A 26,604-nucleotide genomic window follows, 5' to 3' on the forward strand; every position below is an offset into this window, starting at 1 on the left:
CTCACATTGGCATAGGTTTAGTGTTGGCTAGAACCTCAGCTGGGCAATAGTGCTGAATAAAATCGATGTGGGCAGGTAGGCTTTCGACCTTACGCTTAACGGTTGATTTAATGTTGTTTAAGAAGGCTTCGAGTTCAGGCTCTTCCATCACATCGACTATCGGGTGATAGTGTTTTGGCATTATGCCTTGGCCCATCATCACTTGGATCCATGAGCTTTCGCCAAAGAGTTCACTACCGTATTTATAGACTTTGCCGCTGTCGGCAAACATTTCGATTCGATGTTTGAGCGACGCTGGAATGTCCATATTTTTACAATAACGCCAGAAACGGCTGTCTTCGCGTTCCGTGGCCTTGTAATGCAAGATGATAAAGTCGCGGATATTGTCCATTTCGAGTTTAGTTTGTTGATTAAACTCATCAATATCGGATTGCACTATGCCCGCCGACGGGAATAGTTGCATCAATCTGATAATACTACGTTGGATTAAATGAATGCTGGTGGATTCGAGTGGCTCTAAAAATCCGCCGGACAGCCCGACGGCAACACAGTTTTTATGCCAATGCAGGCGACGGGTGCCGGTTTTAAACTTAATGACCCTAGGCTTATTCAGCGGTTCCCCTTCAAGATTAGCGAGGAGCAATTCAGTGGCATCCTCATCGGAGATAAATTTGCTGCAAAAGACCAGGCCATTGCCCGTGCGATTTTGCAGTGGAATACGCCACTGCCAACCCGACTCACGGGCAATCGAGCGAGTATAGGGAATAGGGGCACCTACGGACTGGGTTTGCACCGCAATCGCACTGTCGCAGGGGAGATAATGGCTCCAATCCTCAAAGCCAGTATTAAGCGTTTGTTCGATCAGCAGTGCGCGAAAGCCTGTGCAATCGATAAACAAATCCCCTTCGATAGTTTCGTCATTCTCTAAGACGAGCGCTTTGATATTGCCGCTATCGTGATGCTGTAATACCTGTTTTATTTTTCCTTCAATACGGTGAATGCCGTGTTGTTCGGCCATTTTTCGAAGGTACTTGGCATAGAGGCTGGCGTCCATGTGGTAAGCATGGTTGTAATCTTGGTTTGGCAATACGGCAAAGCGTCCTTGACGGGCGGCGAGATGTTCGGCGCAGTAGTCGCCTATTTCACTCACCATGCCGAGTTGTTTGCCTTTCAGCCAAAAATGTTGAAAACCACAGGCCCAACAATCTTTACCTAAAAAACCAAAGGAATGCAGGTAGTTTTTATTGATATCCTGCCAATTTTCAAAGGAGATCCCGAGTTTAAAGGTCGCATTTGTCGCTGCCATGACCTCTTGTTCTTTGAGGCCGAGTAATCGATGAAAAATGTGTAATGTGGGGATCGTCGCTTCGCCCACACCGACCGTACCTATTTCATCGGATTCGACCAGCACAATTTCTAAGTGTTTGCCCATCAACTTAGTGAGCGCCGCAGCTGCCATCCATCCGGCTGTTCCGCCACCTGCAATCACGACTCTTTTTATGGCTGTTGTCATCGTTTATATCCTCAACTGGGCTAACGTTTGAGCTTATTGGTTAAATCTGCCCGCAGTTTTCGGGCGTTGATTTCATCGAGTGGGGTGGTCAGCATACCTTGGGCAGCACTAGGAATATGCTCTAGATCGTCATCCTCATGGTCAAAAATATAGTGTTCGAACAGGGCTTTCCACGCCTGACGCTGGGCCTTGGGTAAGGAGCGTAAACTTAACATCGCGTGCAGTAAGGCATTATTGGGGCGACCAAGATAGCCGGGCGTATCTCGCCACCAATGTGTAATGAGCACATTAAAGTCATCCATTCCACGCACATGGTGCCACCACATACTGGGGATGAATAACACATCACCGGGTTCCAGTTCGGCGACTTGCGCGGCTTCCATCGCCTTGGCAAATTTAGGAAAGCGGTCAAAATCGGGGTTATCCATATCGACTAAGCTAATGTCTTGGCCGCCCGGAGCAAACTCCATTGGGCCAATATACAGATTGCTGACTTGCTCCGGCGGGAACAGGGTAAAAGTGCGTCTACCTACGACATTGCAGGCTAAGTTATGGGGAAAGTCGAAATGCGCAGCGATACGAGTTTGATTGCCAAGCCAGATATTGGTGAGCGGTGACAAAGGTGCAAGATTGAAACTATTGTCGTCGCCAAGTCCGGGTAAGCACTGATTAATATCGGTTGAGCCCATATAAATACTGGCGGCTTGCGGCGCAGTGAGCTGCGTGAAGATTTGCCGCAAATCTAACTTACCCGCCTGATAATTAAACCCATCTAAAGTGTCGTTATAAAATACGCGGCCTTGATGTTCTGGCGCTAAATAATAGGCGGTGACGGGCATGCCTTGGTAAAACTGGGCCAGATACTTCATCGCGCTATCGCTGGACTCAAGCCCTGCTTTCACTAAAGGCCAGTTTGCGCAAAGTCCTTTAAATACCAAAGGCTGCTCAGCATCTTTAATCAGCGCGAGCATCTCCTCGGTTGGGCAGTTTTCAAGGTGTTTGACGACATTAGTTTTAGGTTTAATCACATCAAGACTCATGGCTGCGACCTAGTTAACCTTGCGCATTTTTAAGGTTAAGCAAGTCACGTACTCTTGCCTGTGAGGCCAAGGTCATGTAAATCGCCTCTAGATAACTTTTAGCATGTAATTGAGCGAGCACTTCTGCCGAAAGGGCCGCTAGCGTTTCTTCATTAATAGTATAGAAACCCATCATTTGATGTTGGTGGCCATTGTCGAGCTTGATATCTAAGGTAAAGGATTCCAGCAACTTATGTTCGATAAGCAAATCGATAAAGTGCTTACTGTCGATAAGCCCGTGGTGGATACCTTCTAACATATCCCCAATGTCATCCAGATATTGCGTATTGCCACCATAGGGATGGAACAAAGCTTCGCCTTCGGTTGTGCTGACTTTTGGGCTCACCATATCGAGGTGTATGACCCTTTGTTTGCGCTCGACACCGTCTTCACGCACGCTTTGCTGACCAATAAGAAACGGCTGACGACGTAGGGTGAGAGGGATATAAGAAGCCTGCCAAGTGCCGTTATTTAAAAACAGATTCTCATTATTTTGAAAACCATAAAGCGCCACTGCAAAGAACTGGCCTGTGGTCTGATCCTTTTGGAAAAAAATCGGATAATGCGCTTGTACGCTGCGAAACTCCGCCGGAAAAGTGACACTGAACCAGACATTATCGCCGTACTTAGCACTACGCTCAGTGATAATTTTAATATCTTTATGATCTACGCTGTTAAGTAATACGTGTTGGTTCATAGGGTTACCTTTGTCCTTTGTTGGTTCTCACTGTTGCGAGTTATTCTTGTTATTTGTGCTAAATCTTAGGGAAACCAAATTGCCTGACCTTGTTTAATAGGTCGCGATTGCTCGGAAGGCTCTGGCTCAATGCATGGATCTTTTGCTGATTCTCACTAAAAAGTCTTTGGGCAACTTGCTGTTGCGACGGCTTGATATGGGTGGGCTGGGCAGTATTAAAGCCCATACCATAAAGAACATATTGGAAACTCGCCGCCGGAAATAAGGGTTCTTTGTAGCTAATATCGTGACTGCTTGGTGCTTGATAACGCCATAAGTCGAGTTGCTGCTGTAATCTTTCTGGGATGGATGCGGCCTCCCGGTGATCGCGCCAGTAGCCATCTACTTCGCGTCGACTCACGACATAATGCAGTTTCAAAAAGTCGATGATTTGCTGCCAGTGGCGCTCGTAGCGTTCATTCACTCGCTGGGCAATCGTGTCCATTACGCCGCGATGCGTTGGCAGTTGCGTGGCTAAGATATTTGCCGTCCATTCCACTAAAGCCAATGCCGATGCTTCTAAAGGCTCAATAAAGCCTGCCGCCATGCCGATGGCAATACAGTTGTTTTGCCAGCATTTTGCATGGTAGCCGGGGTTGATATTCAACTTTCGATATTCTTGTTTACGACTATCAACTGCGTTGCTGGATGCCGATTGAGGATTAGTTGATGTGTCATTGGCTAAATAGGCTTTTAAGGTTTGTTCTGCCTCGTCATCGCTACAATGGGCTGATGAATAGACATAACCCACGCCTTTGCGAGTCGGTAAACCTATATCCCAGATCCAGCCATTGGGCTGCGCCGTTGAGAGTGTGCATGAGGCGATAGGGCTGTTTTCTTCGGCATAGGGGACTTGTATTGCTAAGGCGCTGTCGTTAAACAGCACAGCTTTTTGGCTGAGGAAGGGCACGTTAAAATGCTCGCCCAGCAGCAATGATTTAGTGCCGGAACAATCGACAAACATATCGCCTAAGATCACGCCATGTTCTTTGGTCGCAAGGCTTTCGATATCCCCATTATCAAGGCTTTGAACCTGAGTGACATGATCACGAATGTACTTGATCCCCAGTTTTTCGGTGCAATGCAGCATTAACAGTTGGCTAAATTTACCCGCATCTAAGTGATAGCCGTAATTGTTTTGAAAATGATATTCCGGTGTCGCAATGGTTTTAGGCGCTAGCCCTAACTGAGTCAGCGCATCTTGGTTGGATACCGCCTGAGCAAAACTGACCTTGTCACTGTGAGGCAACCAAAAGGGACACAAGTCTAACTCTTGATGGCCATGGGGTAGGCTAAAGGGATGTAAATATTGGTTAGAATCGAATGGTTTAGTACGTTCAGTATCATCGTGCTGCCAGTGAATAAAGCGTGAGCCTTGCTTGAAACTCGCGTCGCATTGGCGGATAAATTCGGTTTCGCTGATGCCGATTTTATCTAAGGTGTTACGCATCGAAGGCCAAGTGCCTTCGCCGACGCCAATAGTGGCCACATCGGGGGATTCTATTAATGTGATATTGAGTTTAGGCGAGTGCGCAAGCTGGCCTTTATCGACATTATGCTCGGCGGCCAAAAGGGCTGCGGTTATCCAACCGGCTGTGCCGCCACCAACAATGACAATATTATTAATGGCTGTGTGAGTTGCTTGCTGCATATCGAGTGCCTAATCTTTTATTGTTGTTTATAAAGGCTTTTATTTTTTTCGTTATCACTAACGCGGTTAACTATTGCGCTAGCATTGAATAGTTTTACTGCGATTTCCAGTATTTATTTTACTCATATTGACTAAAAAGAGCGGCTACGTCCGTGTAGCCTGCTGTCATCCTGATAAAAATGAGGCATCTATGGCATACCTCATACGACCTTAGGGTAAAGATCTGTTGCTCTTAAATCGGTACGACTAGAAAGTGTAACGTGCACCTATACTGTAACGCGCACCCGTCTGGGTGTAGTTAAGGACTTGTTCCGTCGCACGGCCGTGTACACGCGTGGCTTCATTGGTGATGTTTAAGCCTTCGATGAAGATGGTTAAACCTTCAACCGCTTCAACGTCGTAGCCTATGTTAAAGTCCACCTGCGAATAAGCTTCGGTGTATTTAGGGTTCGAGCCAGTATCCTGACCTGTTGAGTTTAAGAACTCATCACGCCAGTTATAGGCGATACGGGCCGAGAAACCATAGTTTTCATAGATACCGACCAAGTTTGCGGTATCGCTGATCCCTAAAATCACGTTCTGGGTCGCATCACCTGGGCGACCTAAGTTAGTGTTATCATAGCTGTCCCCCGCATCCACCATAGTGTAGTTGGCTTGGATACCAAATCCTGACTCACCAAAGAAGTGCTGGATAGAAAACTCCCAACCATCAATCACATTACTTAAATCACTGTTAGTGGGGTTAGTAATGAGGAAGTTTAACGATGGATCACCTGGGTTACCGGTAATCTCGATATTGCCGTTATCAGGATTGATCTTCACATTCGGGTCGGTTGCACCGTATTTGTCATAAATCCATTGGCGTTGTTGAATCGCAGTAGTGGCACCTGCCGCAATGGCTTCATCAACATATTTACCGTGTGCTGGATCCGGAATGTTGTAGATGTCTGAGTTTTCAGGGTTACTACTGATAAAGTTAGTCACATCTTTACGGAAATAACCGATTGAGACGTAACTGGCATCGTTGTAATACCATTCTGTCGATAGGTCGTAGTTTGTTGACTCAAGTGGTAACAAACTTGGGTTACCCGCAGAGCCGCTACCACCGTTGCGATAGGCAAGCGTTCCTACTGTGGTGCCACCTTGAATCGAGGTGTAATCAGGACGACCAATCGTTTGGCTAAAGGCGGCGCGGACAAACACATCTTCCAGCATTTCAATATTAAAGTTGAAGCTAGGTAGTAGGTAATCGTAATCACCCTTTTGAGTTTGATAAACGCGATTATTATCCACAGAACTCGTTAGCGCGATTTCAGATTCTGCAATCCAAGTAGCTGTATCATAGGAGGAAACAACAGAAGTCGATTCAACATCTGTTTTTTCGTAGCGTAAGCCGAAATGCACGTCATAGGGCATGTTGGCAATTTCGCTGGCGAAGTTGTATTGGATATAGGCAGATTGAGATTTTTCTTCAGTGAAACGGTCTGTGCCTTTGGAGTAATCGGTAGAAGGGCAGAAGCCATTACCACAATCACCCACTATGTTGGTTGCATAGAGTTCTGCAGCACGGGCACGAACCGCTTCAAAGTCCCACAGAAACATAGTGTTTAGTGGATCTGTCGAAGCATTACCGTTATAACCTGCGAAATTACCTTTTGAACCATCAAATTTATCGATAACTGAACTGGTCGGGAACCAAGCAGCATCTAAATCACCCGCTGCACCAACGCCACCCCAGTCGTTACGTTGAATATCAACCTGTTGGGAGTGGTTATTCACGTCTGACATCGCAATACCAAAATCGATACTGCCTGCTTCGGCTAAATCATATTTACCCGACATTTGCAGCTGTTCGATTTCGGAACGATTGACGGCATTGGTAAAGGTTGAACCAGTCACGCGCATATCTTCTGGGCGAACCGCATTTCCACCACCAACGGCGAGTACTGGGACATCACCGCTAAAATCGGTCGCTGCACTGGTACGAATAAAGGCGGCGGTACTGAGGTTACTCGTACTGCCATTGACATTGTTAGGCGTACGTTCGGCGTAGGAGTTATGGTAATCCAAGTTTAACGTCAGATTATCACTGGCTTCCCAAGCTAAGTTAAAACCCAGTGAACCACTTTGGTCGCGGGTGCCGAAATCGCCAGCAGCCATTGAAAGGTCGGCTGGTGCATCGTAGGTTTCGGAATAAACGAGTGGTGATGAAACTGGGCCATCACTCCAAATATTTTCTTGGGACGGCACAAAGTTGAACCATGCCGAGACGTCGTGCGTTTGAGTATCGATGTCGTTACGCATGTAAGTGTAATCAAGCGTTGCGCGCAGCGAATCAATTGGCTCGTATTGCAGCACTAATTGACCGTTGGTGCGTTTGCGTTGCTGTTCTTCAAAACGGTAAATCGTGGTTTGTGGCACGCTATACACGTCATCATCGCCAGGGCGATTGACTTGATTGTCGTTTTTAGGAACGCCGCCCCATTCTGCGTTGGGGCCGCTGTAATCTTGGTCAACGATACCTGGGAAGCTGCGCCAACCGGTACCGACTTGGGCTTGTTGATTACCACTTTCCCTTTCTTGATAGCTACCTGAAATAGAAATCCCAAATTTATCATCGGCAAAGGTATTTGAGTACAAGCCAGAAAGCTCTGGTGTGGTAGAGCCTTTATCCGTGGATGAGTCATCAACGGCCTTTGCACCGAAAGTGGCCTTCATGCCTGGCGAGCTTAGCGGTCTATGGGTGAGCACATTGATCGTTGCGCCAATACCGCCCGTTGGATTTTCCGCCTTAGCGGTTTTCTCCACTTCAACCGCACTGATGGCTTCTGACGCTATGTTGGCAAAGTCGAATGAGCGAGAGCCAGTGGTGACTGGCATTTGACGTCCGTTTAATAGCACTAAGTTTTGATCGGCACCAAAACCACGGACCGACACTCGGCTACCTTCACCGTTTTGACGGTCGATAGATACGCCAGAAATACGTTGTAGCGATTCAGCTAAGTTACTGTCGGGGAATTTACCGATATCTTCGGCGTTAATTGCATCAACAATGCCTTCTGAGCCGCGTTTTACGTCCATCGAACGGACTAAACTACCGCGGATCCCTGTTACTTGAATAACTTCAATATTTTCTTCTTTTTTATCAGTATCGGCGGCATAGGCGGGCATGATAGAGCCCACGCCTAAGACTAGCGAAAGGCTAGTGGCCAATCTGGTTTTTCTAAATGTTCTAAGTTCCATCTACATCTCCCCGTTGAGTAGATATTCAGGCTACAACTCTCTGATTTGTGGTGTGGGTTGAACAAATCATGTACAACACAGACATTTTTTTGTTCTTGTTAAGGTTTATGTAAGCGCTTACATAAAGCTAGTTTAAATTATCAGCAGAGTCAACGGTAAGTTACTTTATTGTTGCAATATAATGCGTTTTTTGTTTGTGATGATATTCTAACTTATTGTTTTAAAATAGAACCAGTTTTATATTTTGTTACACATTTATGATGAATATTGGTGAGGAAGGGTGTGCTAAATTCACTTTATGACGTATGAAATGGTGTTTTTACGCTAGGGGGAATGCCAAAATTTGAGGGCTATTTCGCGCGAGCGGGGATGATTGACCATTTCGGCAGTGATTTCACGCCTAAAAGGGGAATTATTAAGGCTTTCGTTGGGGCAGAATATAGGTGTTCACAGGCGATAAATACGGGTTTTAAAGATGCTGAAAAGCATCGTTAACACTCATTAAATGCCCTTTAAAAAGTACGTTATGAGCGAGTTTTACTTGGGTTTATAGACCGTTTTTCACATCGTTTTTGAGTCAAACTTGCTCACTTGTGCACGTAAAATCTAACTAGAAAATGCAATGCAGTGCTCATTCTTGCAGTTCAACATGGTCAGGCTAGAGCAGTGCTAGCCTTCATTTATTCGCTATTTTTCTCGTTTAATTGCTGAATCTCTTACAAATAATGAGGGGGTGAAATGGCTAACGATTTCCACATCGGTTTTATTGTAAACGTGTTTTAGCACCCAGAACGCCGCCATTTTACCCATTTCATGGATGGGGTTACTGACTGAGGTGAGCTTAGGGGAAATATACTGGGGAAACGGGATGTTATCATAACCCATGAAGGATAAATCTTCGGGCACCTTAAGCCCTTGTTCAAGGCAGGTTGAAATCGCACCCGATGCCATTTGGTCATTGGCGCAAATCACCGCAGTAAATGGCCGTTGTAGGCTGAGTAAATGTCGCATGCCATCGCAACCACTCGACTCTTTAAATGTCCCTTCGTAGAACAGCTCACTCTCATAGGGAATGGCCGATTCAGTGAGCGCTTTTTTATGGCCCATCAGGCGCTGCCTAGCATCTAGTTTGAATAAAGGTCCTGATATATAAGCAATATGTTTATGCCCTAACGACAACATATGCTGAGTCGCGAGGTAACCGCCAAGCTCGTTATCGAGATAAATACAGCGTTCACGTATGGCGGCAACATAGCGGTTAATCAGCACGATTGGCGTGCTGCGCTTACAGAGATCGATAAGATAGTCATCTGAAACCGCTTCCACGTCGATAATCAACGCATCACAGCCGCGATCAAGTAAAAACTGCACCGCATCCTTTTCTAGGGATTCATTGCTTTTACCCGCGGCAATAATGACGTGTTTACCCGCATCACGCAGGGCATCTTCAATTTCAGTCATCATAGGTCCATAAAATGGGCCATCGAGTTGTGATACCAGGACGCCCACACTATTTGAGCAGTTGGACGCTAATGATTGGGCTATCGCATTGGGGCGATAGTCCAACTGAGCCATAGCGTCTAATACCTTTTGTTTGGTTTTCTCACTGACATTGGTGTTTTTATTCATCACCCGTGACACAGTCGCAAGTGAAACGCCTGCAAGTACCGAAACGTCGTAAATAGTGGCCATATCATCTCAAATTAGAGGTACTGAAAAGTACAATGCCTTGAAGATTAGCATATTTTTATTAGCTGGCTCTATTTAATTCCAGATGGATTTCATCCACTTTCTGGTTATTTAGCGTATAACGACGCATGATAAATGCGACCAAAATTGAGCCGATAGCGGGATAAAGGGTAAATGAAATTAAGATGCCATTGAGCGTCGTTTCACTCTGAACGGCATCGGCTTGATAGCCATAACTTGCCAGTAACCATCCCGCCGCCGCACCGCCAATCGCGACTCCAAGTTTGATAAAGAAAATCACCGAGGAGTAAATCATGCCTGTGATACGCACGCCGGTTTTGTATTGACCATAATCGACTGTATCGGCCATTTTAGCCCAGAGTAATGGGGTGGCCATATTGAAGGTAAATCCCCAGACAATATAAAGAGTGAAGGCGAGAACGACTTGATCTTTAGGGACAAAAAAGTGCAGTACACACAGGGTCGCGGCTAGGATTTGCAACACAATATAGGCTTTAACCTTACAAACACGCTTAGCTAATGGCTCTGCGAGAATGCAGCCAAAAATATTGCCCACCATGCCTAAGGTGATGAAAAGGGTGATCATATCTGGCAGGTTAAGAAAATATTTTACGTAGTAAATGGCGAGGCTAGTGCGCAATACCATGCCGGATAATAGGCAAACTGCAGCGGCGGATAACACTCGCCATTGGTCATTTTGTAATAGATAGGTAAAGTCCTGTTTAAAGCTGGAATTTTGATCCACGGGCGGATGTAAGCGCTCTTTTGTGCCCCAGAAGCAGGCCAAAAACATGGCAACGCCTAAGATACTCATGGCGAGAATCGTGAGCTGATACCCTTTTGCTTGGTCACCTTTACCGAGAAATTCGACGAGAGGCAGGGTGAGTCCTGAGACAAGTAAGCCACCGAGCATAGCGAACACAAACCGATAGGATTGCACCGAAACTCGCTCTTTGGGATCGGCCGTCAGTACTCCACCTAAGGCGCAATAGGGAATATTAATGGCGGTATATACCATCATCAATGCTGTGTAAGTCACGAAGGCATAAATCATTTTCCCATCTTCAGATAAATCTGGGGTCGTAAATGCCAATACACTGATAATCCCAAAGGGCAGGGCAAACCAGAGTAAATAGGGTCTGAATTTACCCCAACGGGTGTTCGTGCGGTCAGCCAATGCACCCATTAAAGGATCGGTGACGGCATCAATCAACCGTACCAGTAGAAACATAGTGCCGACAAAGGCGGGTGAAATGCCAAAAATGTCGGTGTAAAAAAAGGTAAGGAACAGCATAACGGTTTGAAAAACGATGTTGCTGGCAGTGTCGCCAAGCCCATAGGCTATTTTTTCTTTTATGCTAATCATGGCTTTAGCCTTATTTATTATTGTTATTAGTAAAGTGAGCCCTTGAGCGAATTAAGTCGCTGTAGGCTTGACCACTGGCCTTTATCGTTCTGGTTTGGCTTGCATAATCCACATAGACAATGCCAAAACGTTTTAAGTAGCCTTCGGCCCACTCAAAATTATCCATCAAGCTCCAGGCAAAGTAACCCTGAATGTTAACTCCTTGTACTATGGCATTGTCTACTGCGGTTAAATGGTGCTGGTAATAGCTGAGCCTATCGAAGTCATCGACACGCCCATCAATGCATTTATCGTCCATGGCTGCACCATTTTCTGTGATGAAAATAGGCGGTAAATCATAGGTTTGATTTAAAGAAACCAGTAAATCGGTAAATGCCTGTGGATGGATCTCCCAGCCTATGTCGGTTTTAGGTACCCCAGGTAAATCAACTTGCACAAATCCTTGTTCTGCATCGGCCTGATATACGGCGCGGGTATAAAAGTTAACCCCTAAAAAATCAATTGGTTGACTGATAAGCTCAAGGTCGCCGTCGTGAATTTCCGGTCTGTCTTCTGGCGCTAATGCTGTGAGAAGGTCTGGGTATACCGCATCGAAAATGGGCTTGATATACCACTGGTTAAAGTAATCATCGGCTTGTTTTGCGGCTTGAATATCGGCAGCGCTTTCTGTCAATGCGTAGCAAGGCGTGAAGTTAAGAACTATGCCATTCATGCTGTTAGGGCTGTTCTTTTGCAGTACTTGCATCGCTAAGCCGTGGGCGAGCAATAAGTGGTGAGCCGATTGACGGCCATAGGCTTTTTTCATTAAACCTGGGGCGTGAATGCCTGCCTCATAGCCTAAATATGAGCTGCAAAAGGGTTCGTTTAAAGTGGCGTAGGAATACACTCGGTCGCCGAAGGCTTGGCTTATTTTGTCAGCATAGTCTTTGAAAAGGTAAGCGGTATCTCGGTTTAACCAGCCGCCTTGATCCTCAATATGTTGAGGAAGATCCCAATGGTAAAGCGTGACAAATGCTTTGATATTTATACGTTTTAGTTCGTCTAGAATGCCAATGTAGAAATTAACTCCCTGCTGATTAATGCTGCCATCTTGATTTAAGACCCGTCCCCATGCGATGGAAAAACGATAGGCATCAACCCCGAGTGACGCGATTAAGGCGATATCTTCTTGCCATAGATTCAGGTGGTTGCAGGCGACATCGCCATTGGAGGCATCACGGATTTTATCTGGTGTTGCACAGAAGGTATCCCAAATACAGGTTTGGCGAGAGTCCACGCCACCTTCGATTTGAAAGGAAGCGGTCGCAACACCAAAAGTAAACGCTTCGCTTTGGAGTATCGAGTTCTTTGGTAAAGATATTTTCATATATTCAGTCACTTAATTATATTTTTGAATTCATGCCTGCGATTTAAAAACACAGAGTTCAAGATAAAGAGAGTAAAGATGCTTGCCGACTGTCACTAAAAATATTGACTTTGGTTATCGACATGTTAACAATGAAAGCGCTTACATCGAGGTTAGTGACTAATCATAAAAAGGTCAATATGTGATTTGGATAAATTAATCACGCCATTTTGACTAAGAAGATTAAACGTTTTTATCTAGATAATCGGTTGGGGAGAATAGGGCAAACATGGCTATTGCAAATGAAACTGAGGCGAGTGCAGTGAGTGAGGCGGCAACGAGTGTGCACCAGAGTGGCAACTTTAGGTTCGCTTTAGTGGCATTAACATCGTTGTTTTTCATGTGGGGATTCATTACTTGTCTTAACGATATCTTAATACCTTATTTAAAAAACATGTTTGAGCTGAATTACGCCCAAGCCATGTTGGTGCAGTTTTGTTTTTTTGGGGCTTACTTTATTGTCTCAATCCCAGCGGGTGCACTTGTGGGTAAGATTGGTTATCAAAAAGGCATAGTCACTGGGCTTGGTATTGCGTGTTTAGGCTGCTTATTATTCTATCCTTCGGCGAGTTTCGCCTCCTATTGGATGTTCCTAGGCGCTTTTTTTGTTTTAGCCTCTGGCATTACCATTCTGCAAGTGGCGGCTAATCCCTACGTCAGCGTGCTGGGACCTGCTAAAACCGCGTCATCGAGACTCACTCTGACCCAAGCGTTTAATTCCTTTGGCACCACAGTTGCTCCGTTTTTTGGTAGTTGGTTGATTTTATCGACTTCACATCAAATGACGGGAGAGGCTGCTCCTGACCTTGTAGTCAGCGCTGCGGCTCAAGCGAGCACAGTACAAGTTCCCTATTTGATTTTAGCGGCCAGTTTATTTGTGCTGGCGGTGATTTTTATACTGTTAAAGCTGCCTTTTTTAGGTCAAAAACTGCCAGCGAGCAGTGCTAAAGTGCTGGGCAGTGCATGGCAATTTCCACATCTTGTTCTCGGTAGCGTGGGAATTTTTGTGTATGTGGGCGCCGAAGTCGCCATTGGGAGTTTTCTGATTAGCTTTTTAGTTCAGCCAGATATTGGCGGTTACACCCACGCCGAAGCTGCGCACTATATTGCTTACTATTTTGGTGGCGCTATGGTTGGGCGCTTTATCGGCGCGGCTGTGATGCAAAAAATCAAGGCCGGCAAAGTGTTAGCCTTTAATGCGATTTGTGCTTGCTTGCTGGTGGCCTTAGCCATATTTAGTGCGGGGGCGATGGCGATGTGGGCCTTACTGTTAGTTGGGTTATGTAACTCTATTATGTTCCCGACCATTTTCAGCTTGGCATTACAAGATCTTGAACAACACACCAGCCAAGGTTCTGGCATTTTATGTTTGGCGATTGTGGGCGGCGCGATTGTGCCCTTATTTCAAGGTATGTTAGCCGATCATTTGGGTATCCAATTGGCCTTTATCTTACCGCTGATTTGCTATGGCTTTATCGCCTATTACGGGGCTAAGGGCTGTGATGCCCCAAGACCAAGATTTTAAATCAATTAAAACACGACGATTAAACACATGGATGCGCACACGGCGTGTGTATTAAGACATTTTATTTTTTGAGGGCGAGAATTATGAGCGTTATCGCATTGAGACCCAAAACCTTTAGCTTGAGTTTATTGGCTGTGCTGACCTGCGCCAGTTTAAGCGGATGCAGTAAAACAGAGCAGATAAAAGCAGCTGACAGTCAGTCTGTTAAGCCTAGTGATGTGGCCGCATCTAGCTCACCCAATAGCCCGAATGGCTACAGTATCGATGGCAAGCCTACCGATATTAATATTTGGCCGCAGTTAACTATCCCCCATACAAATCAAGCCGATGTTGAAAAACGCGTCGCGGATTTATTAGCAAAAATGACGCTAGAGCAGAAAGTCGCGCAGATGATCCAACCTGAGATCCGTGATATCACGGTCGAAGACATGCGCAAATATGGTTTTGGTTCCTATTTGAATGGTGGCGGTTCTTACCCGAACCAAGATAAACATGCGACGCCAGCAGATTGGATTGCCTTAGCCGACGCTATGTTTCAAGCCTCTATGGATGATTCGCTCGATGGCATCAGTATTCCAACCATGTGGGGCACGGATGCGGTTCATGGTCACAACAATGTGATTGGCGCAACACTGTTCCCACATAACATAGGGTTAGGTGCTGCCCATCATCCTGAGCTTATTCAGCAAATTGCTGCGATTACTGCCAAAGAAGTCATGGTGACGGGAATTGATTGGGTATTTGCGCCGACTGTCGCTGTGGTGCGTGATGACCGCTGGGGACGAACCTACGAGGGTTATTCTGAAGATCCTGCCATCGTTAAATCCTATTCGCACGCAATTGTCGAGGGATTACAAGGGGGCAATGATAAAGACTTCTTATCAGATCAGCATGTTATCGCTACGGTAAAACATTTCTTAGGGGATGGTGGGACCGAAGGCGGGGATGATCAGGGCGATAATATCGCATCCGAACAAGCCTTATTTGATATTCATGCCCAAGGTTATGTCGGCGGGTTAACTGCAGGCGCACAAACGGTAATGGCCTCATTCAATAGCTGGCACGGCGCTAAAAATCACGGTAATCCTTATTTATTGACCGATGTACTTAAGGCTCGCATGGGCTTTGATGGCTTTGTCGTTGGCGATTGGAATGGTCATGGGCAGGTTGAAGGTTGCAGTAACGAATCCTGTCCTCTGGCCGTTAATGCGGGCTTAGACGTATTTATGGTGCCTACGGCCGCATGGAAACCCTTATATGAAAACACTATCGCGCAAGTTAAGTCGGGTTTGATCAGCCAAGCGCGGATTGATGATGCAGTGAGTCGTATCCTGCGCGTAAAAATTCGGGCGGGATTATTTGAAAAGCCAAGTCCTGCTAAGCGTCCTTTATCGGGTAAAACCGAGTTGATTGGCCAAGCTAGCCACAGGGATGTTGCGCGCCAAGCGGTGCGTGAATCATTGGTATTATTGAAAAATAATCAGCATTTACTGCCGCTATCGCCCAAAGCTAAGGTACTCGTCGCGGGTGATGCCGCCGATAATATTGGCAAGCAATCGGGTGGTTGGTCTATTACTTGGCAGGGTACAGATAACCAAAATGCAGATTTCCCTGGAGCGACATCGATATATGCCGGTATAGCAAAGGCGGTTTCTGCCAGCGGTGGTAGCGCTGTGCTGAGTGTTGATGGTCAATTTGATGCTGCGAATAAACCCGATGTGGCGATTGTCGTATTTGGTGAAGAGCCCTATGCCGAAGGGAATGGAGATATCGATAATCTTGAATATCAAAGGGGAAACAAGCGTGACTTAGCTTTATTACAAAAGCTCAAAGCCGCTGGGATTCCTGTGGTCTCTGTGTTTATTAGCGGTCGACCTTTGTGGGTCAATCCTGAGCTCAATGCCTCTGACGCTTTTGTCGCCGCTTGGTTGCCTGGCACTGAAGGAGCAGGGATTAGTGAAGTGTTATTCACTCAAGCTAATGGTGATGTTCAGTATGACTTTAATGGCAAATTATCTTTCTCATGGCCGTCGACACCGCAGCAAACTCAAGTGAATGTTCATGACAGTGATTATTCGCCATTACTTCCCTATGGCTATGGCCTGAGCTATGCGGATAAGGCAAATAGTACTGCGCCTGCGATATTATCGAATAGTTTGTCTGAAGATAATTTCAGTGAACAAGTGCAACTCAGCCAGAAGCCGTTATTCGAGCGTGCCGTTAAGGCGCCTTGGAAAATGCTGATTGGCAGTGTTGAAGGTGACAAGGTTTCGATGGAACCTATCGCCAGCAGCGTGCAGTCGAATGATGTTGTCACGATTAAAACCTTTGATAAACAAGTACAAGAAGATGCACGCCATGTCAGCTTTAACGGTAAGGCGCTTGGTTTTGTGAGTTTGCAGGGGAACTTCCCTGAAGACTTACGGGCTTATCTGGCGAGCAAGTCAGTGTTGAGTATGCAGGTTAAAGTCGGTTCATCGATTAAAGCGCCTGTTAATGTCGGCATGACCTGCGAAGGCGATTGTCGAGCCAATGTGGATATCAGCACTCAGCTAAGCGCGTTAAGCCTTGATACTTGGAGTGAACTAAACATAGATCTCACTTGCTATCAGGGGCAGGGGATTGATTTTGGTAAAATTATCTCGCCTTTCACATTGTCATCATCGGGCGCTGTGGATATCAGTTTTAGCGATATTATCTTAAAGCCAAAGACGGCCAGTATGGCGTCAGTCGAGTGTCCGTAATGTAAAATCCCAAGGCGCAGTTGGCTCGTTTACATGACGACTGCGCCTTCATTGTTTGCTGTAATAAACAGCCTTTACTTTGACAGGGGCTAATGTTGTTTTTGACCTGAGGCAGTTTTCAATTACAGTGTATGGCATCAGGCAGTAGAGCCGAGCTTCACTGAGCCGCTTTGCGTTAAATATATTGAGATGGAGTAAGTTGATGTTACGAATTGGTATCGATCTTGGCGGCACAAAAATCGAGTTAGTCGCATTGGATGACGATGGTAAAGAAGTGTTTCGTAAACGCATCCCAACGCCAAGAGAATATGTTGCGACAGTCGATGCATTAGTCGCACTCGTGACAGAAGTCGAAGAGAGCTTGCAACAAACCGCCACAATAGGCATAGGTATTCCAGGGGTGATTTCTCCTTTTACTGGCCTAGTTAAAAATGCTAATTCAACGTGGATCAATGGCCATCCCCTCGATGTGGATCTGGGCGCTCGATTAAACCGTAAGGTGAAAATCGCTAATGATGCGAACTGTTTTGCCGTATCAGAAGCGGTCGATGGCGCAGCTGCTGGCAAGTCAGTGGTCTTTGGCGCCATTATTGGTACTGGATGTGGTGCAGGTATCGCCATCAAAGGCCAAGTGCATGATGGTGGTAATGGCATAGGCGGTGAGTGGGGGCATAATCCTTTACCTTGGATGAAAGCCGATGAATTTAATACCACGACGTGTTTTTGTGGTAACAGAGACTGCATCGAGACTTTTATATCTGGCACGGGCTTTGTACGCGATTTTCGCGCCGCAGGTGGTGTCGCTGACAGTGGTATTGAAATCGCCCAAATGATGCAAGCAGGCGATCCGTTGGCGACTCAAGCATTTGATCGCTTTATTGATCGTTTAGCCCGCTCATTGGCCCATGTGATCAATATGATGGATCCTGATGTAATCGTCCTTGGCGGCGGAGTCTCTAATATCGATGCCATTTACACTGAATTGCCAAAAGTTTTACCACTATATGTGGTTGGCCGTGAGTGTCACACTCCGGTTGTTAAAAACTGTTATGGCGCTTCATCGGGGGTGCGTGGTGCCGCTTGGTTGTGGGGACGCTAATTTTAGACATCATCTGAAATAGTGTTTGAAATTAAAGGCCGAATTCATTTATTTGAATTCGGCCTTTTTTTGATTTTGTCATTCTAAAGTTTTACATTTCATTAGCAAATCTTTATCTTAAGTGCTGGTAATTCTTACGCTAAGTGCTATTTTTAATGCTGGGTAGAAAGTATAAAAATGAATTAGATCATAATAATTACGCTATTGTCGTTCTCTTGGGAGTTTACTAGATGAAGCATTTGTCCATCAGTACTAAGTTGTTGTGGATTACATCAGCATTATTTTTATCGATAGTGGCTATTTTATCTATCAGTTTATGGTGGACGCTGTCGGCTCAAAACGCACAATTGTCGGATCAAGTTCAAAATACCCTACAAACGGAAACGCGGGATAAACTCGAAGCCCGCGCCGGTGAATATGGTGAAATGGTCGCCGGATTTATCAATGAAGCCTACCGAATTCCTTTCTCTTTTGCGGGTATGCTTGAAAGTACTGCCGAGGAATTACCCTTAAAACGTGACCGCTTAGAACTCGCAGTAGCGGCAGTGCTGAAGAAGAATGCGCAAGTCTCTTCCATGTATGCCCAGTTCGAACCTAATGGTTATGATGGGCTCGACAGTGAGTTTTTGAATGTTAATGTCAGTCACAGTGTGGCGACATCTGGCGCTCTAGAGGTCTATTACACCCGTAACGACGATGGCACTGTGGAGCATAACCAAGTTGAAGATTCGGCAGAAAAGTACCTCACTAGCTTAAATGAGTTTGGGATCCGTGATGCTGAATGGTATTTATGTGGTAAAGAAACCTTAAAGCCCTGTTTAATGGAGCCGTACTTATACGAGATCACTCCAGGCAACAAAGCATTAATGACCTCGTTGACTGTGCCCGTGCTTAAACATAAGCAATTTATCGGTATAGTCGGTGTAGATGTAAACTTGCCAGTGTTTCAAACCCTTATCGATAAGTTATCCAAAAGCCTCTACGATGGACAAGCGAAAGTGACTTTGCTGAGCACCCGCGGTTTAGTGGTCGCGGCCAGTCATTACAGTAAAAAGGCGCGTCCATTAGCTGAGTCGATAAATCCTACTCTCGCTTCGCAAATCATCTCCCTGCACAAGAATTCCGGCTACATGGTTAACGATGATGAAATTATTGTTGCCTATCCCATTAAGATCCCGCTAGCGAATGCCGAGTGGTCCTTGGTTATCCAAGTGCCGACTGCACAGGCGTATAAGAGCTCGATTGAGCTAAATAATGATATGGATGAGATGGCGACTTCCTTAGGCAGTTTGCTGCTGATCGTGGGTATTGTGGTATCGATTGCCGCTGTGATTACCATTAGCTTAGTGATCCGTAGCATTATCTCACCATTGAGGATGATCCAGGGCCGTGTAGAGCATCTTGCGAGTGCCGATGGCGATTTAACGCAATCGATTGAGGTTGATTCCCATGCTGAATTGATTGCGTTAGCAAAAGGTTTCAACTCCTTTATTTATAAACTTAAAAATCTGATTGCCGAGCTTAAAACGCTTGCGAGCCGCTCTCAGGAGGAAAGCCAAGCCTCTGCGAAAATTGCGCAGCTCACCCGTGACAGTGTGAATCGCCAGTACGGTGAAATTGAGAGTGTGGTAACTGCTGTGAATCAAATGAGTGCTACTGCACTAGAAGTTGCTAAGGCGTCTGAGCAAACGGCGGCAGAAACTGAAGCTATGTCGCGCAATATTCGTCATAGCGAAGAGAGCCTGACTAAAGCAATGGGTTTTGTCGCGACTATGTCTCAGGAGTCTATGGAGGCTAAGCTGGCGGTGAGTAAAGTGGCTGAGAGCAGTATGAACATCAGTCGTATCCTTGAGGTGATAAGCTCCATTGCCGCACAGACTAACCTGTTGGCACTCAATGCTGCGATTGAAGCGGCAAGGGCGGGCGAGCAAGGACGCGGCTTTGCGGTGGTGGCTGACGAAGTCCGCGCGCTAGCATCTAAGACTCAGAGCTCGACGAACGATATTAGTACCCTTATCGACGCACTGCAAAAAGAAGTCCAAAGCGCTTCTGGCATCATAGATAAAGGTGCTGAGCGGGCACAAATGGCCGTATCTCAAACTGAGCAAGCGTTAAACTCATTGAATTCAATGGTGAGTCAGATTGGGGAAATCTCGGACCAAGTGACCCATATTGCCGCCGCCGCAGAAGAGCAAAGCGCGGTGACTGAAGAGGTTAATCGCAATATCACAGGGATTTCTGATTCGGCTTCTGAACTTGCACGTCTTGCGGGTGAAGCACAGCAAAGCAGTGTAGTTTTAGCAAACTTAGTGAAACAGCAGCATGAGCAGTTAGGTAAGTTAAAAACCTAGCACTCAGAGGTTTGCTGAGTTAGCGCATTGATTTTAAATAGGCTCTTTGATTGTGTTGTTGGTTAAGCACTGATCAAAGGGCCTATTTTTATGGTAATGGTAAATACCAAAGAACAGGCTGAAGCCATAAAATAGTCAGCGAGCGAGCCAGCTGTAAATGCATGCTGATTATGCGATGATTGGCAGGACAAATATTTTAGATACAAAAAAGCCCATTTTTCAATGGGCTTTTTTGTTGAATCGGGTGGTGGCCCCTCACGGACTTGAACCGTGGACCTAACGATTATGAGTCGATCCTGAATGATTTACCTGACCTGTGAAATCATGTTAAGTTGTTGATAGTAAATATTTTTTGCATTTTTGGCAACTTAGGGTTTTGCATGGTTTTGCACTGTTTTGCATGTATCATGTGCGATAGGTGTGCGATCAAATTTCATCAAATTGAAGTGAGATAGCACATGAATAAGACATTAAAAATTGCGTTTACCAATCAATCTATATCAAGTTTTTTGGCCTACTTAGGTTACAGAGTCTCTTCTACTAGGAAGAGATTAAAAGTTGTCCAAGAGTTTGAGGTGTATTTAAATAGTCAATTTACGTTTGCAGAACTAGCTGCTTTCCACGAGAGCATAGAAAGTTGGTGGGCGGGGAATTCTAAATACTTGGCTATAAATAGTCATGAGATAGCAGGTCTTTCAATTCGGCTTTACAAGTCTGAATTTACATTGAAAAATGAAAAGCTTACAGCGATAGGAGAATCTCTCGCGAGTGTTTACCTAAGGCAGCGTGATACGCTTTCTGCAGCGCTGAAAACAATAAAGCTTGGCAATTTGACCAATTCTAATTTTCAAGTTCTTCTGAAGGCTGCACAACACGTTAAAGCAGGAAATAATCTAGGGATAAAAATCGTCGACAAACAACGTGGAACATCCGCAAGTGGAGAGAGTAGTGTTTCCCTTAGGGATTTTTTATATGGAGAATATGTAGAGACAAAACGATATGAAAATCCAAAAACGGTAATGGTGAAGGTGGATATCATTTCACGTCATTTTGGGCATTTACTAGATAGCCCTATCGGTAATATTAATGCTGATTTGGTACGGCAGTGGATGAAATCTAAAGAGCGAAAGTTGACGAAAAGGCAGTTAGCTGCGGGTGATAGTCTTTGGACGTTGAGTCCTTCAACGATGAAAGAAGGTATTTGCACTTTTCGAGCCTGTATCCAGTTAGCAAAGGAAAAAGGTCTTATTAAAGATCATGATCTGTATAGCTTACCTAGAATAAGAGTCGATAATCAGGTCATTCGTTATCTATCTGACCATGAGGAATTAAGGCTGTATGCTGCAATTAACCAGCGCAACTCATTAAAACATGAGCAAAGAGCTAGGACGATTGAGCATAGGATATTACGCAGGCTAGAAACGCCAGCGCATCTCGAAAGTTGTCATTTTGTGGATCATGTTTCACCTTTTATTATTTTGTTCAAAGAGACGGGAATTAGGCCTGGTACGTTGTTCAATTCAAAATGGTCTGATGTTGACTTGGACTCAAAATTTTTCCGTATTCGAAAATCGATTGATAAACGCGGAATATCTAATGTTATTCCTTTAAATTCTCTGGCGTTGGAGACACTAAAAGAATGGCGTAAACATGGCATTCATAACGAATCTGCTAGTTATTTTAAGACCAGAATGGATGCTTGGTTATTTCCATCGCCAGCTAATCCTGAGCTTCAGCTCACCACAATAAAAAAATCATGGGACATGATTATTAAAGAGGCAAAAATTGAAAATTTTAGGTTGTACGATTTACGGCATGATTTTGCATCTAAAGTGATGATGCAGACTGGTAACATCTATATGGTTAGTCAGCTGCTAAACCATCAACAGATTGAGACAACTAAACGTTATGCACATTTGATGGATAGCTCAAGGTTTGAAGCTGTGAATACACTTGATAAATCAAGACAAGTGGGTGCATTACCTGACTTTCTTAAGTAAGTTAAGACACTGCTTCTATAGAACGTACTCTTCTATATTGTGAGAATGCAGATGTCTTATTATAATAATCATATTTTAATACAGTTACTTAGGTTGGTTTTGTTATGAATGGTAAGGCTATGCCAAAAATCGTATATGTAGATATGGACGATGTGCTTGTAAATTATACAGAAGCTGTAACCTTTAAAAAACTCCAGAAACCTGAGCAGGCATACCCTCAAGCTGAATTGGGATTTTTCAGCTGCTTAGCCCCTAAAATAGGTGGCATTGCTGTGATGAAAAAGATGCTTGAACATCCAGAAATTGAACCTTATATAGCCACAGCGCCAAGTCTGCAAAATCCATTGTGTTATATGGAGAAGCGTATTTGGGTAGAGCAACACTTAGGCATGGAATATGTCAGTCGTCTTATCATCATTCCGAACAAAGGATTACTGAAGGGAGATATTCTTATCGACGACCACGTTGAAGGAAAGGGCCAAGAGTTTTTTAAGGGGGATTTGTGGCAGTTTGGTTCGATTCGCTTTCCAGACTGGAGTGCTGTTGAGATTGAATTATTTAATAACTTGCTTTGATGATTAAAGATCCTTTCAATTGTCGTTCTTGTTTTCACTGGAAACAGCTTTTTATCGATAGCCCTCGTTTGCTTATTGCCTGCGCTGATCTTGTTTCCAGTGGAAACAATTTCCTTCTCGATAGCCCACGTTGGCTTATTGCCTGAGTTAATCTTGTTTCCAGTGGAAACAATTTCCTTCTCGATAGCCCACGTTGGCTTATTGTCTGCGTGAATCTTGTGTCCACTGGAAGCAACTCTCTTGTCGAAGGCCCAAGGAGGTTTTTTTGCCTGAGTTAATCTTGTTTCCAGTGGAAACAACTTTCTTGTCAAAGCCTAAGGTGGTTTTTGCCTGCGTTGATCTTTTTTCCATTGGAAACAACTTCCTTCTAGATAGCCCACGTTGGGTTATTGTCTGCGTGAATCTTGTTTCCACTGGAAACAACGACCTCATTGATGTCTATTGTTCGCGGTTTTAACGGCCGGATGACTTTGAGGCAACCGCTGGATTGCGGCTACAGGTCGATTCAGCGGGTTTGTTTCCACTGGAAACAGCTTTTTTATCGATGGCCCAAGTTGTGTTATTACCTGAGTTAATCTTGTTTCCAGAGGAAACAACGACCTCATTGATGTCTATTGTTCGCGGTGTTTAACGGCCGGATGACTTTGAGGCAACCGCTGGATTGTGGCTACAGGTCAATTCAGCGGGTTTGTTTCCAGTGGAAACAGCTTTTTTATCGATGGCCCAGGTAGGCTTATTGCCTGAGTTAATCTTGTTTCCAGTGGAAACAACTTTCTTGTCAAAGCCCAAGGTGGTTTTTGCCTGCGTTGATCTTTTTTCCATTGGAAACAACTTCCTTCTAGATAGCCTACGTTGGTTTATTGTCTGCGTGAATCTTGTTTCCACTGGAAGCAAAGACCTCGTTGATGTCTATTATTCGCGGTGTTTAACGGCCGGATGACTTTGATACAACCGCTGGGTTGCGGCTACAGGTCAATTCAGCGGGTTTGTTTCCAGTGGAAACAGCTTTTTTATCGATGGCCCAAGTTGGGTTATTGTCTGCGTGAATCTTGTTTCCACTGGAAACAACGACCTCATTGATGTCTATTGTTCGCGGTTTTAACGGCCGGATGACTTTGAGGAAACCGCTGGATTGCGGCTACAGGTCGATTCAGCGGGTTTGTTTCCAATGGAAACAGCTTTTTTATCGATGGCCCAGGTAGGCTTATTGCCTGAGTTAATCTTGTTTCCAGTGGAAACAACGACCTCATTGATGTCTATTGTTCGCGGTGTTTAACGGCCGGATAACTTTGAGGCAACCGCTGGATTGTGGCTACAGGTCAATTCAGCGGGTTTGTTTCCAGTGGAAACAGCTTTTTTATCGATGGCCCAGATAGGCTTATTGCCTGAGTTAATCTTGTTTCCAGTGGAAACAACGACCTCATTGATGTCTATTGTTCGCGGTTTTAACGGCCGGATGACTTTGAGGCAACCGCTGGATTGCGGCTACAGGTCGATTCAGCGAGTTTGTTTCCACTGGAAACAGCTTTTTTATCGATAGCCCTCGTTTGCTTATTGCCTGCGCTGATCTTGTTTCCATTGGAAACAAGCTATTTTCTTAGTGATCAGCTGTAGCTATTTGTCTGAGCTATTCTTGTTTCCAGTGGAAACAAAGACCTCATTGATGTCTATTGTTCGCGGTGTTTAACGGCCGGATGACTTTTAGGAAACCGCTGGGTTGCGGCTACAGGTCGATTCAACGGGTTTGTTTCCACTGGAAACAGCTTTTTATCGATGGCCCACGTAGGCTTACTGCCTGAGTTAATCTTGTTTCCAGTGGAAACAACTTTCTTGTCAAAGCCCAAGGTGGTTTTTGCCTGCGTGAATCTTGTTTCCACTGGAAACAAAGACCTCATTGATGTCTATTATTCGCGGTTTTTAACGGCCGGATGACTTTTAGGAAACCGCTGGGTTGCGGCTACAGGTCGATTCAGCGGGTTTGTTTCCACTGGAAACAGCTTTTTATCGATGGCCAAGTAGGCTTATTGCCTGAGTTAATCTTATTTCCAGTGGAAACAACGACCTCATTGATGTCTATTGTTCGCGGTTTTAACGGCCGGATGACTTTGAGGCAACCGCTGGATTGCGGCTACAGGTCGATTCAGCGGGTTTGTTTCCACTGGAAACAGCTTTTTTATCGATGGCCCAAGTTGTGTTATTACCTGAGTTAATCTTGTTTCCACTGGAAACAACGACCTCATTGATGTCTATTGTTCGCGGTGTTTAACGGCCGGATAACTTTGAGGCAACCGCTGGATTGTGGCTACAGGTCAATTCAGCGGGTTTGTTTCCAGTGGAAACAACGACCTCATTGATGTCTATTGTTCGCGGTGTTTAACGGCCGGATGATTTTGCGGCAACCGCTGGGTTGTGGCTACAGGTCGATTCAGCGGGTTTGTTTCCACTGGAAACAGCTTTTTATCGATGGCCCACGTAGGCTTACTGCCTGCGTTGATCTTGTTTCCAGTGGAAACAAGCTAGTTTCTTAGTGATCAACACGGCCTGTGGAGTCTTTGCATGGCTTGAGGTTATAGTTATTTTTGGTAAAGCAAATTATAACTTCTTGCCATGCTATCTAAAATAACTCTCGGAAGAGTAATAGACCCTAGGTAGATTCCTTACTATGGTCACGAATCTCAGAGTTTTTTCTTATCTATTTCTTTGGCTTACATCTTTTCACAAGCACTATGCTGCCAATAATCATTAGCGCAATTGGTAGTAAAAATTCCATCATTTTTCCTTAACCGCCCTGTAGGCGTCATTCACTAATTTGTCTGGTTAGTTACGTTGAGGTTTAGCAAAACCGGAACATCATGTACTTAAAACGCACCCATGGATCCTCGGGCTCGGGTGTATTTGCATAACGTCTATCATAGGCTAAAACACCGAAGGCGTACTTAATATGCAGTATTAACGGAGGTAAAAGGCAATTCATATCCTCAGTATAGATAAACCAGCAAAAGCACATGATAGTGATAATGCTCAAAAGGACTAAAGGTATCCATTTGGCAAGTGTTTTGTCGTTTAGATGACGGCGCATAATTAGAAACCATCCCCAAATCCACTGTCGAAATCGCAGCTAAATGTGTCATTAGGCAATGACCAAGCATCATCGCTTGTGCTGCTATTACACGCCGATATGTCGGATTCAGTAATGCCAAATGGGTTGCCATGAACATCGACTCCTGTGTTACCTATCATAGGTGTGCCATCAATGTTTACGATCGGGCCGTTGTGATTATTGTCAGTCATGCTGTTATTCCTTTAATGTGATTAAGAGTAAAGCTCCTAAATTGACATTAATGAAAAAAAGCACTTTTTCAAGCATATTTTTCGCAATGGTGGACAATAAAAATGTTGAGTGAGTTTTGTTGTTTTTCTTTCATTTTTTATCTTGTCTCGGACTTCACACTCACATTAGTGACGACATTTTAATGCTGAGCTTGCAGGTTGGCGTTAACAGAATGTGCTTTTGACGAGCAAAAATCGGTACGATTTTCTGCGACAAAAGTGCTTGTGATAACAAGCTTTCAAGCGCGGATTTGGGCGATTACGCAGTAATGGCTCA

General features: G+C 44.9%; 16 protein-coding genes. 6 read left to right on the plus strand and 10 right to left on the minus strand.

Features of this window, described 5'->3' with window-relative positions; genetic code table 11:
* Nucleotide 1: 1 nt before the first annotated feature.
* The 8 genes from AC5YB3_RS17395 to AC5YB3_RS17430 form a co-directional block, all read right to left on the minus strand.
* Nucleotides 2-1,513: a tryptophan halogenase family protein gene (locus tag AC5YB3_RS17395; RefSeq protein ID WP_494525823.1), complete on the minus strand. Its 1,512-nt coding sequence runs from the start codon at nt 1,511-1,513 to the stop codon at nt 2-4.
* A gap of 20 nt (nt 1,514-1,533) precedes the next feature.
* Nucleotides 1,534-2,553: a cupin-like domain-containing protein gene (locus tag AC5YB3_RS17400; RefSeq protein WP_494525824.1), complete on the minus strand. Its 1,020-nt coding sequence runs from the start codon at nt 2,551-2,553 to the stop codon at nt 1,534-1,536.
* A 13-nt stretch (nt 2,554-2,566) separates the two neighbouring features.
* Complete coding sequence (locus AC5YB3_RS17405) at nt 2,567-3,289, minus strand: SapC family protein (protein WP_494525825.1); 723 nt, start codon at nt 3,287-3,289, stop codon at nt 2,567-2,569.
* Nucleotides 3,290-3,347: 58 nt separating this feature from the next.
* Nucleotides 3,348-4,979, minus strand: a complete 1,632-nt coding sequence (locus tag AC5YB3_RS17410; protein WP_494525826.1) for a tryptophan halogenase family protein — start codon at nt 4,977-4,979, stop codon at nt 3,348-3,350.
* A 246-nt stretch (nt 4,980-5,225) separates the two neighbouring features.
* Entirely contained in the window at nt 5,226-8,222 is a 2,997-nt protein-coding gene (locus AC5YB3_RS17415; protein ID WP_014620637.1) for a TonB-dependent receptor, read from the minus strand.
* 687 nt (nt 8,223-8,909) lie between these two features.
* The gene (locus AC5YB3_RS17420) at nt 8,910-9,914 is read right to left on the minus strand and encodes a LacI family DNA-binding transcriptional regulator (protein ID WP_494525827.1); all 1,005 of its coding nucleotides are present in this window, start codon (nt 9,912-9,914) and stop codon (nt 8,910-8,912) included.
* 58 nt (nt 9,915-9,972) lie between these two features.
* Nucleotides 9,973-11,298: a glycoside-pentoside-hexuronide (GPH):cation symporter gene (locus AC5YB3_RS17425; RefSeq protein ID WP_115335260.1), complete on the minus strand. Its 1,326-nt coding sequence runs from the start codon at nt 11,296-11,298 to the stop codon at nt 9,973-9,975.
* Between the two features lie 10 nt (nt 11,299-11,308).
* Entirely contained in the window at nt 11,309-12,664 is a 1,356-nt protein-coding gene (locus tag AC5YB3_RS17430) for a GH1 family beta-glucosidase (protein WP_494525828.1), read from the minus strand.
* Nucleotides 12,665-12,932: 268 nt separating this feature from the next.
* On the opposite strand from AC5YB3_RS17430, the gene AC5YB3_RS17435 reads away from it, so the two are divergent.
* From AC5YB3_RS17435 to AC5YB3_RS17460, 6 genes are all read left to right on the plus strand, one after another.
* A complete protein-coding gene (locus tag AC5YB3_RS17435) occupies nt 12,933-14,228 on the plus strand; it encodes a sugar MFS transporter (RefSeq protein WP_494525829.1) in 1,296 nt (431 codons plus the stop codon).
* Nucleotides 14,229-14,311: 83 nt separating this feature from the next.
* The gene (locus AC5YB3_RS17440; protein WP_432362024.1) at nt 14,312-16,972 is read left to right on the plus strand and encodes a glycoside hydrolase family 3 protein; all 2,661 of its coding nucleotides are present in this window, start codon (nt 14,312-14,314) and stop codon (nt 16,970-16,972) included.
* A gap of 202 nt (nt 16,973-17,174) precedes the next feature.
* Nucleotides 17,175-18,071, plus strand: coding sequence for a fructokinase (gene mak / locus AC5YB3_RS17445; RefSeq protein WP_006080720.1), 897 nt, complete (start codon nt 17,175-17,177; stop codon nt 18,069-18,071).
* A gap of 230 nt (nt 18,072-18,301) precedes the next feature.
* Nucleotides 18,302-20,422: a methyl-accepting chemotaxis protein gene (locus AC5YB3_RS17450; protein ID WP_063884506.1), complete on the plus strand. Its 2,121-nt coding sequence runs from the start codon at nt 18,302-18,304 to the stop codon at nt 20,420-20,422.
* A gap of 458 nt (nt 20,423-20,880) precedes the next feature.
* Nucleotides 20,881-22,422, plus strand: a complete 1,542-nt coding sequence (locus AC5YB3_RS17455) for a tyrosine-type recombinase/integrase (protein ID WP_011846135.1) — start codon at nt 20,881-20,883, stop codon at nt 22,420-22,422.
* 119 nt (nt 22,423-22,541) lie between these two features.
* Nucleotides 22,542-22,997: a 5' nucleotidase, NT5C type gene (locus AC5YB3_RS17460; protein WP_107404925.1), complete on the plus strand. Its 456-nt coding sequence runs from the start codon at nt 22,542-22,544 to the stop codon at nt 22,995-22,997.
* Between the two features lie 627 nt (nt 22,998-23,624).
* Here AC5YB3_RS17460 and AC5YB3_RS17465 read toward each other — a convergent pair.
* Together AC5YB3_RS17465 and AC5YB3_RS17470 are read right to left on the minus strand one after the other, a co-directional pair.
* A complete protein-coding gene (locus AC5YB3_RS17465) occupies nt 23,625-23,819 on the minus strand; it encodes a hypothetical protein (protein ID WP_494525830.1) in 195 nt (64 codons plus the stop codon).
* A 2,259-nt stretch (nt 23,820-26,078) separates the two neighbouring features.
* Nucleotides 26,079-26,288: a hypothetical protein gene (locus tag AC5YB3_RS17470; protein ID WP_494525831.1), complete on the minus strand. Its 210-nt coding sequence runs from the start codon at nt 26,286-26,288 to the stop codon at nt 26,079-26,081.
* Between the last annotated feature and the right edge of the window lie 316 nt (nt 26,289-26,604).

Source organism: Shewanella sp. 1311 (assembly GCF_059338235.1).

Excerpts from the sequence above, each read along its gene's own strand:
- AC5YB3_RS17395 (WP_494525823.1), bottom strand. The coding sequence starts at position 1,513 with ATGACAACAGCCATAAAAAGAGTCGTGATTGCAGGTGGCGGAACAGCC.
- AC5YB3_RS17400 (WP_494525824.1), bottom strand. The coding sequence starts at position 2,553 with ATGAGTCTTGATGTGATTAAACCTAAAACTAATGTCGTCAAACACCTT.
- AC5YB3_RS17405 (WP_494525825.1), bottom strand. The coding sequence starts at position 3,289 with ATGAACCAACACGTATTACTTAACAGCGTAGATCATAAAGATATTAAA.
- AC5YB3_RS17410 (WP_494525826.1), bottom strand. The coding sequence starts at position 4,979 with ATGCAGCAAGCAACTCACACAGCCATTAATAATATTGTCATTGTTGGT.
- AC5YB3_RS17415 (WP_014620637.1), bottom strand. The coding sequence starts at position 8,222 with ATGGAACTTAGAACATTTAGAAAAACCAGATTGGCCACTAGCCTTTCG.
- AC5YB3_RS17420 (WP_494525827.1), bottom strand. The coding sequence starts at position 9,914 with ATGGCCACTATTTACGACGTTTCGGTACTTGCAGGCGTTTCACTTGCG.
- AC5YB3_RS17425 (WP_115335260.1), bottom strand. The coding sequence starts at position 11,298 with ATGATTAGCATAAAAGAAAAAATAGCCTATGGGCTTGGCGACACTGCC.
- AC5YB3_RS17430 (WP_494525828.1), bottom strand. The coding sequence starts at position 12,664 with ATGAAAATATCTTTACCAAAGAACTCGATACTCCAAAGCGAAGCGTTT.
- AC5YB3_RS17435 (WP_494525829.1), top strand. The coding sequence starts at position 12,933 with ATGGCTATTGCAAATGAAACTGAGGCGAGTGCAGTGAGTGAGGCGGCA.
- AC5YB3_RS17440 (WP_432362024.1), top strand. The coding sequence starts at position 14,312 with ATGAGCGTTATCGCATTGAGACCCAAAACCTTTAGCTTGAGTTTATTG.
- mak (WP_006080720.1), top strand. The coding sequence starts at position 17,175 with ATGTTACGAATTGGTATCGATCTTGGCGGCACAAAAATCGAGTTAGTC.
- AC5YB3_RS17450 (WP_063884506.1), top strand. The coding sequence starts at position 18,302 with ATGAAGCATTTGTCCATCAGTACTAAGTTGTTGTGGATTACATCAGCA.
- AC5YB3_RS17455 (WP_011846135.1), top strand. The coding sequence starts at position 20,881 with ATGAATAAGACATTAAAAATTGCGTTTACCAATCAATCTATATCAAGT.
- AC5YB3_RS17460 (WP_107404925.1), top strand. The coding sequence starts at position 22,542 with ATGCCAAAAATCGTATATGTAGATATGGACGATGTGCTTGTAAATTAT.
- AC5YB3_RS17465 (WP_494525830.1), bottom strand. The coding sequence starts at position 23,819 with ATGGAAAAAAGATCAACGCAGGCAAAAACCACCTTGGGCTTTGACAAG.
- AC5YB3_RS17470 (WP_494525831.1), bottom strand. The coding sequence starts at position 26,288 with ATGACTGACAATAATCACAACGGCCCGATCGTAAACATTGATGGCACA.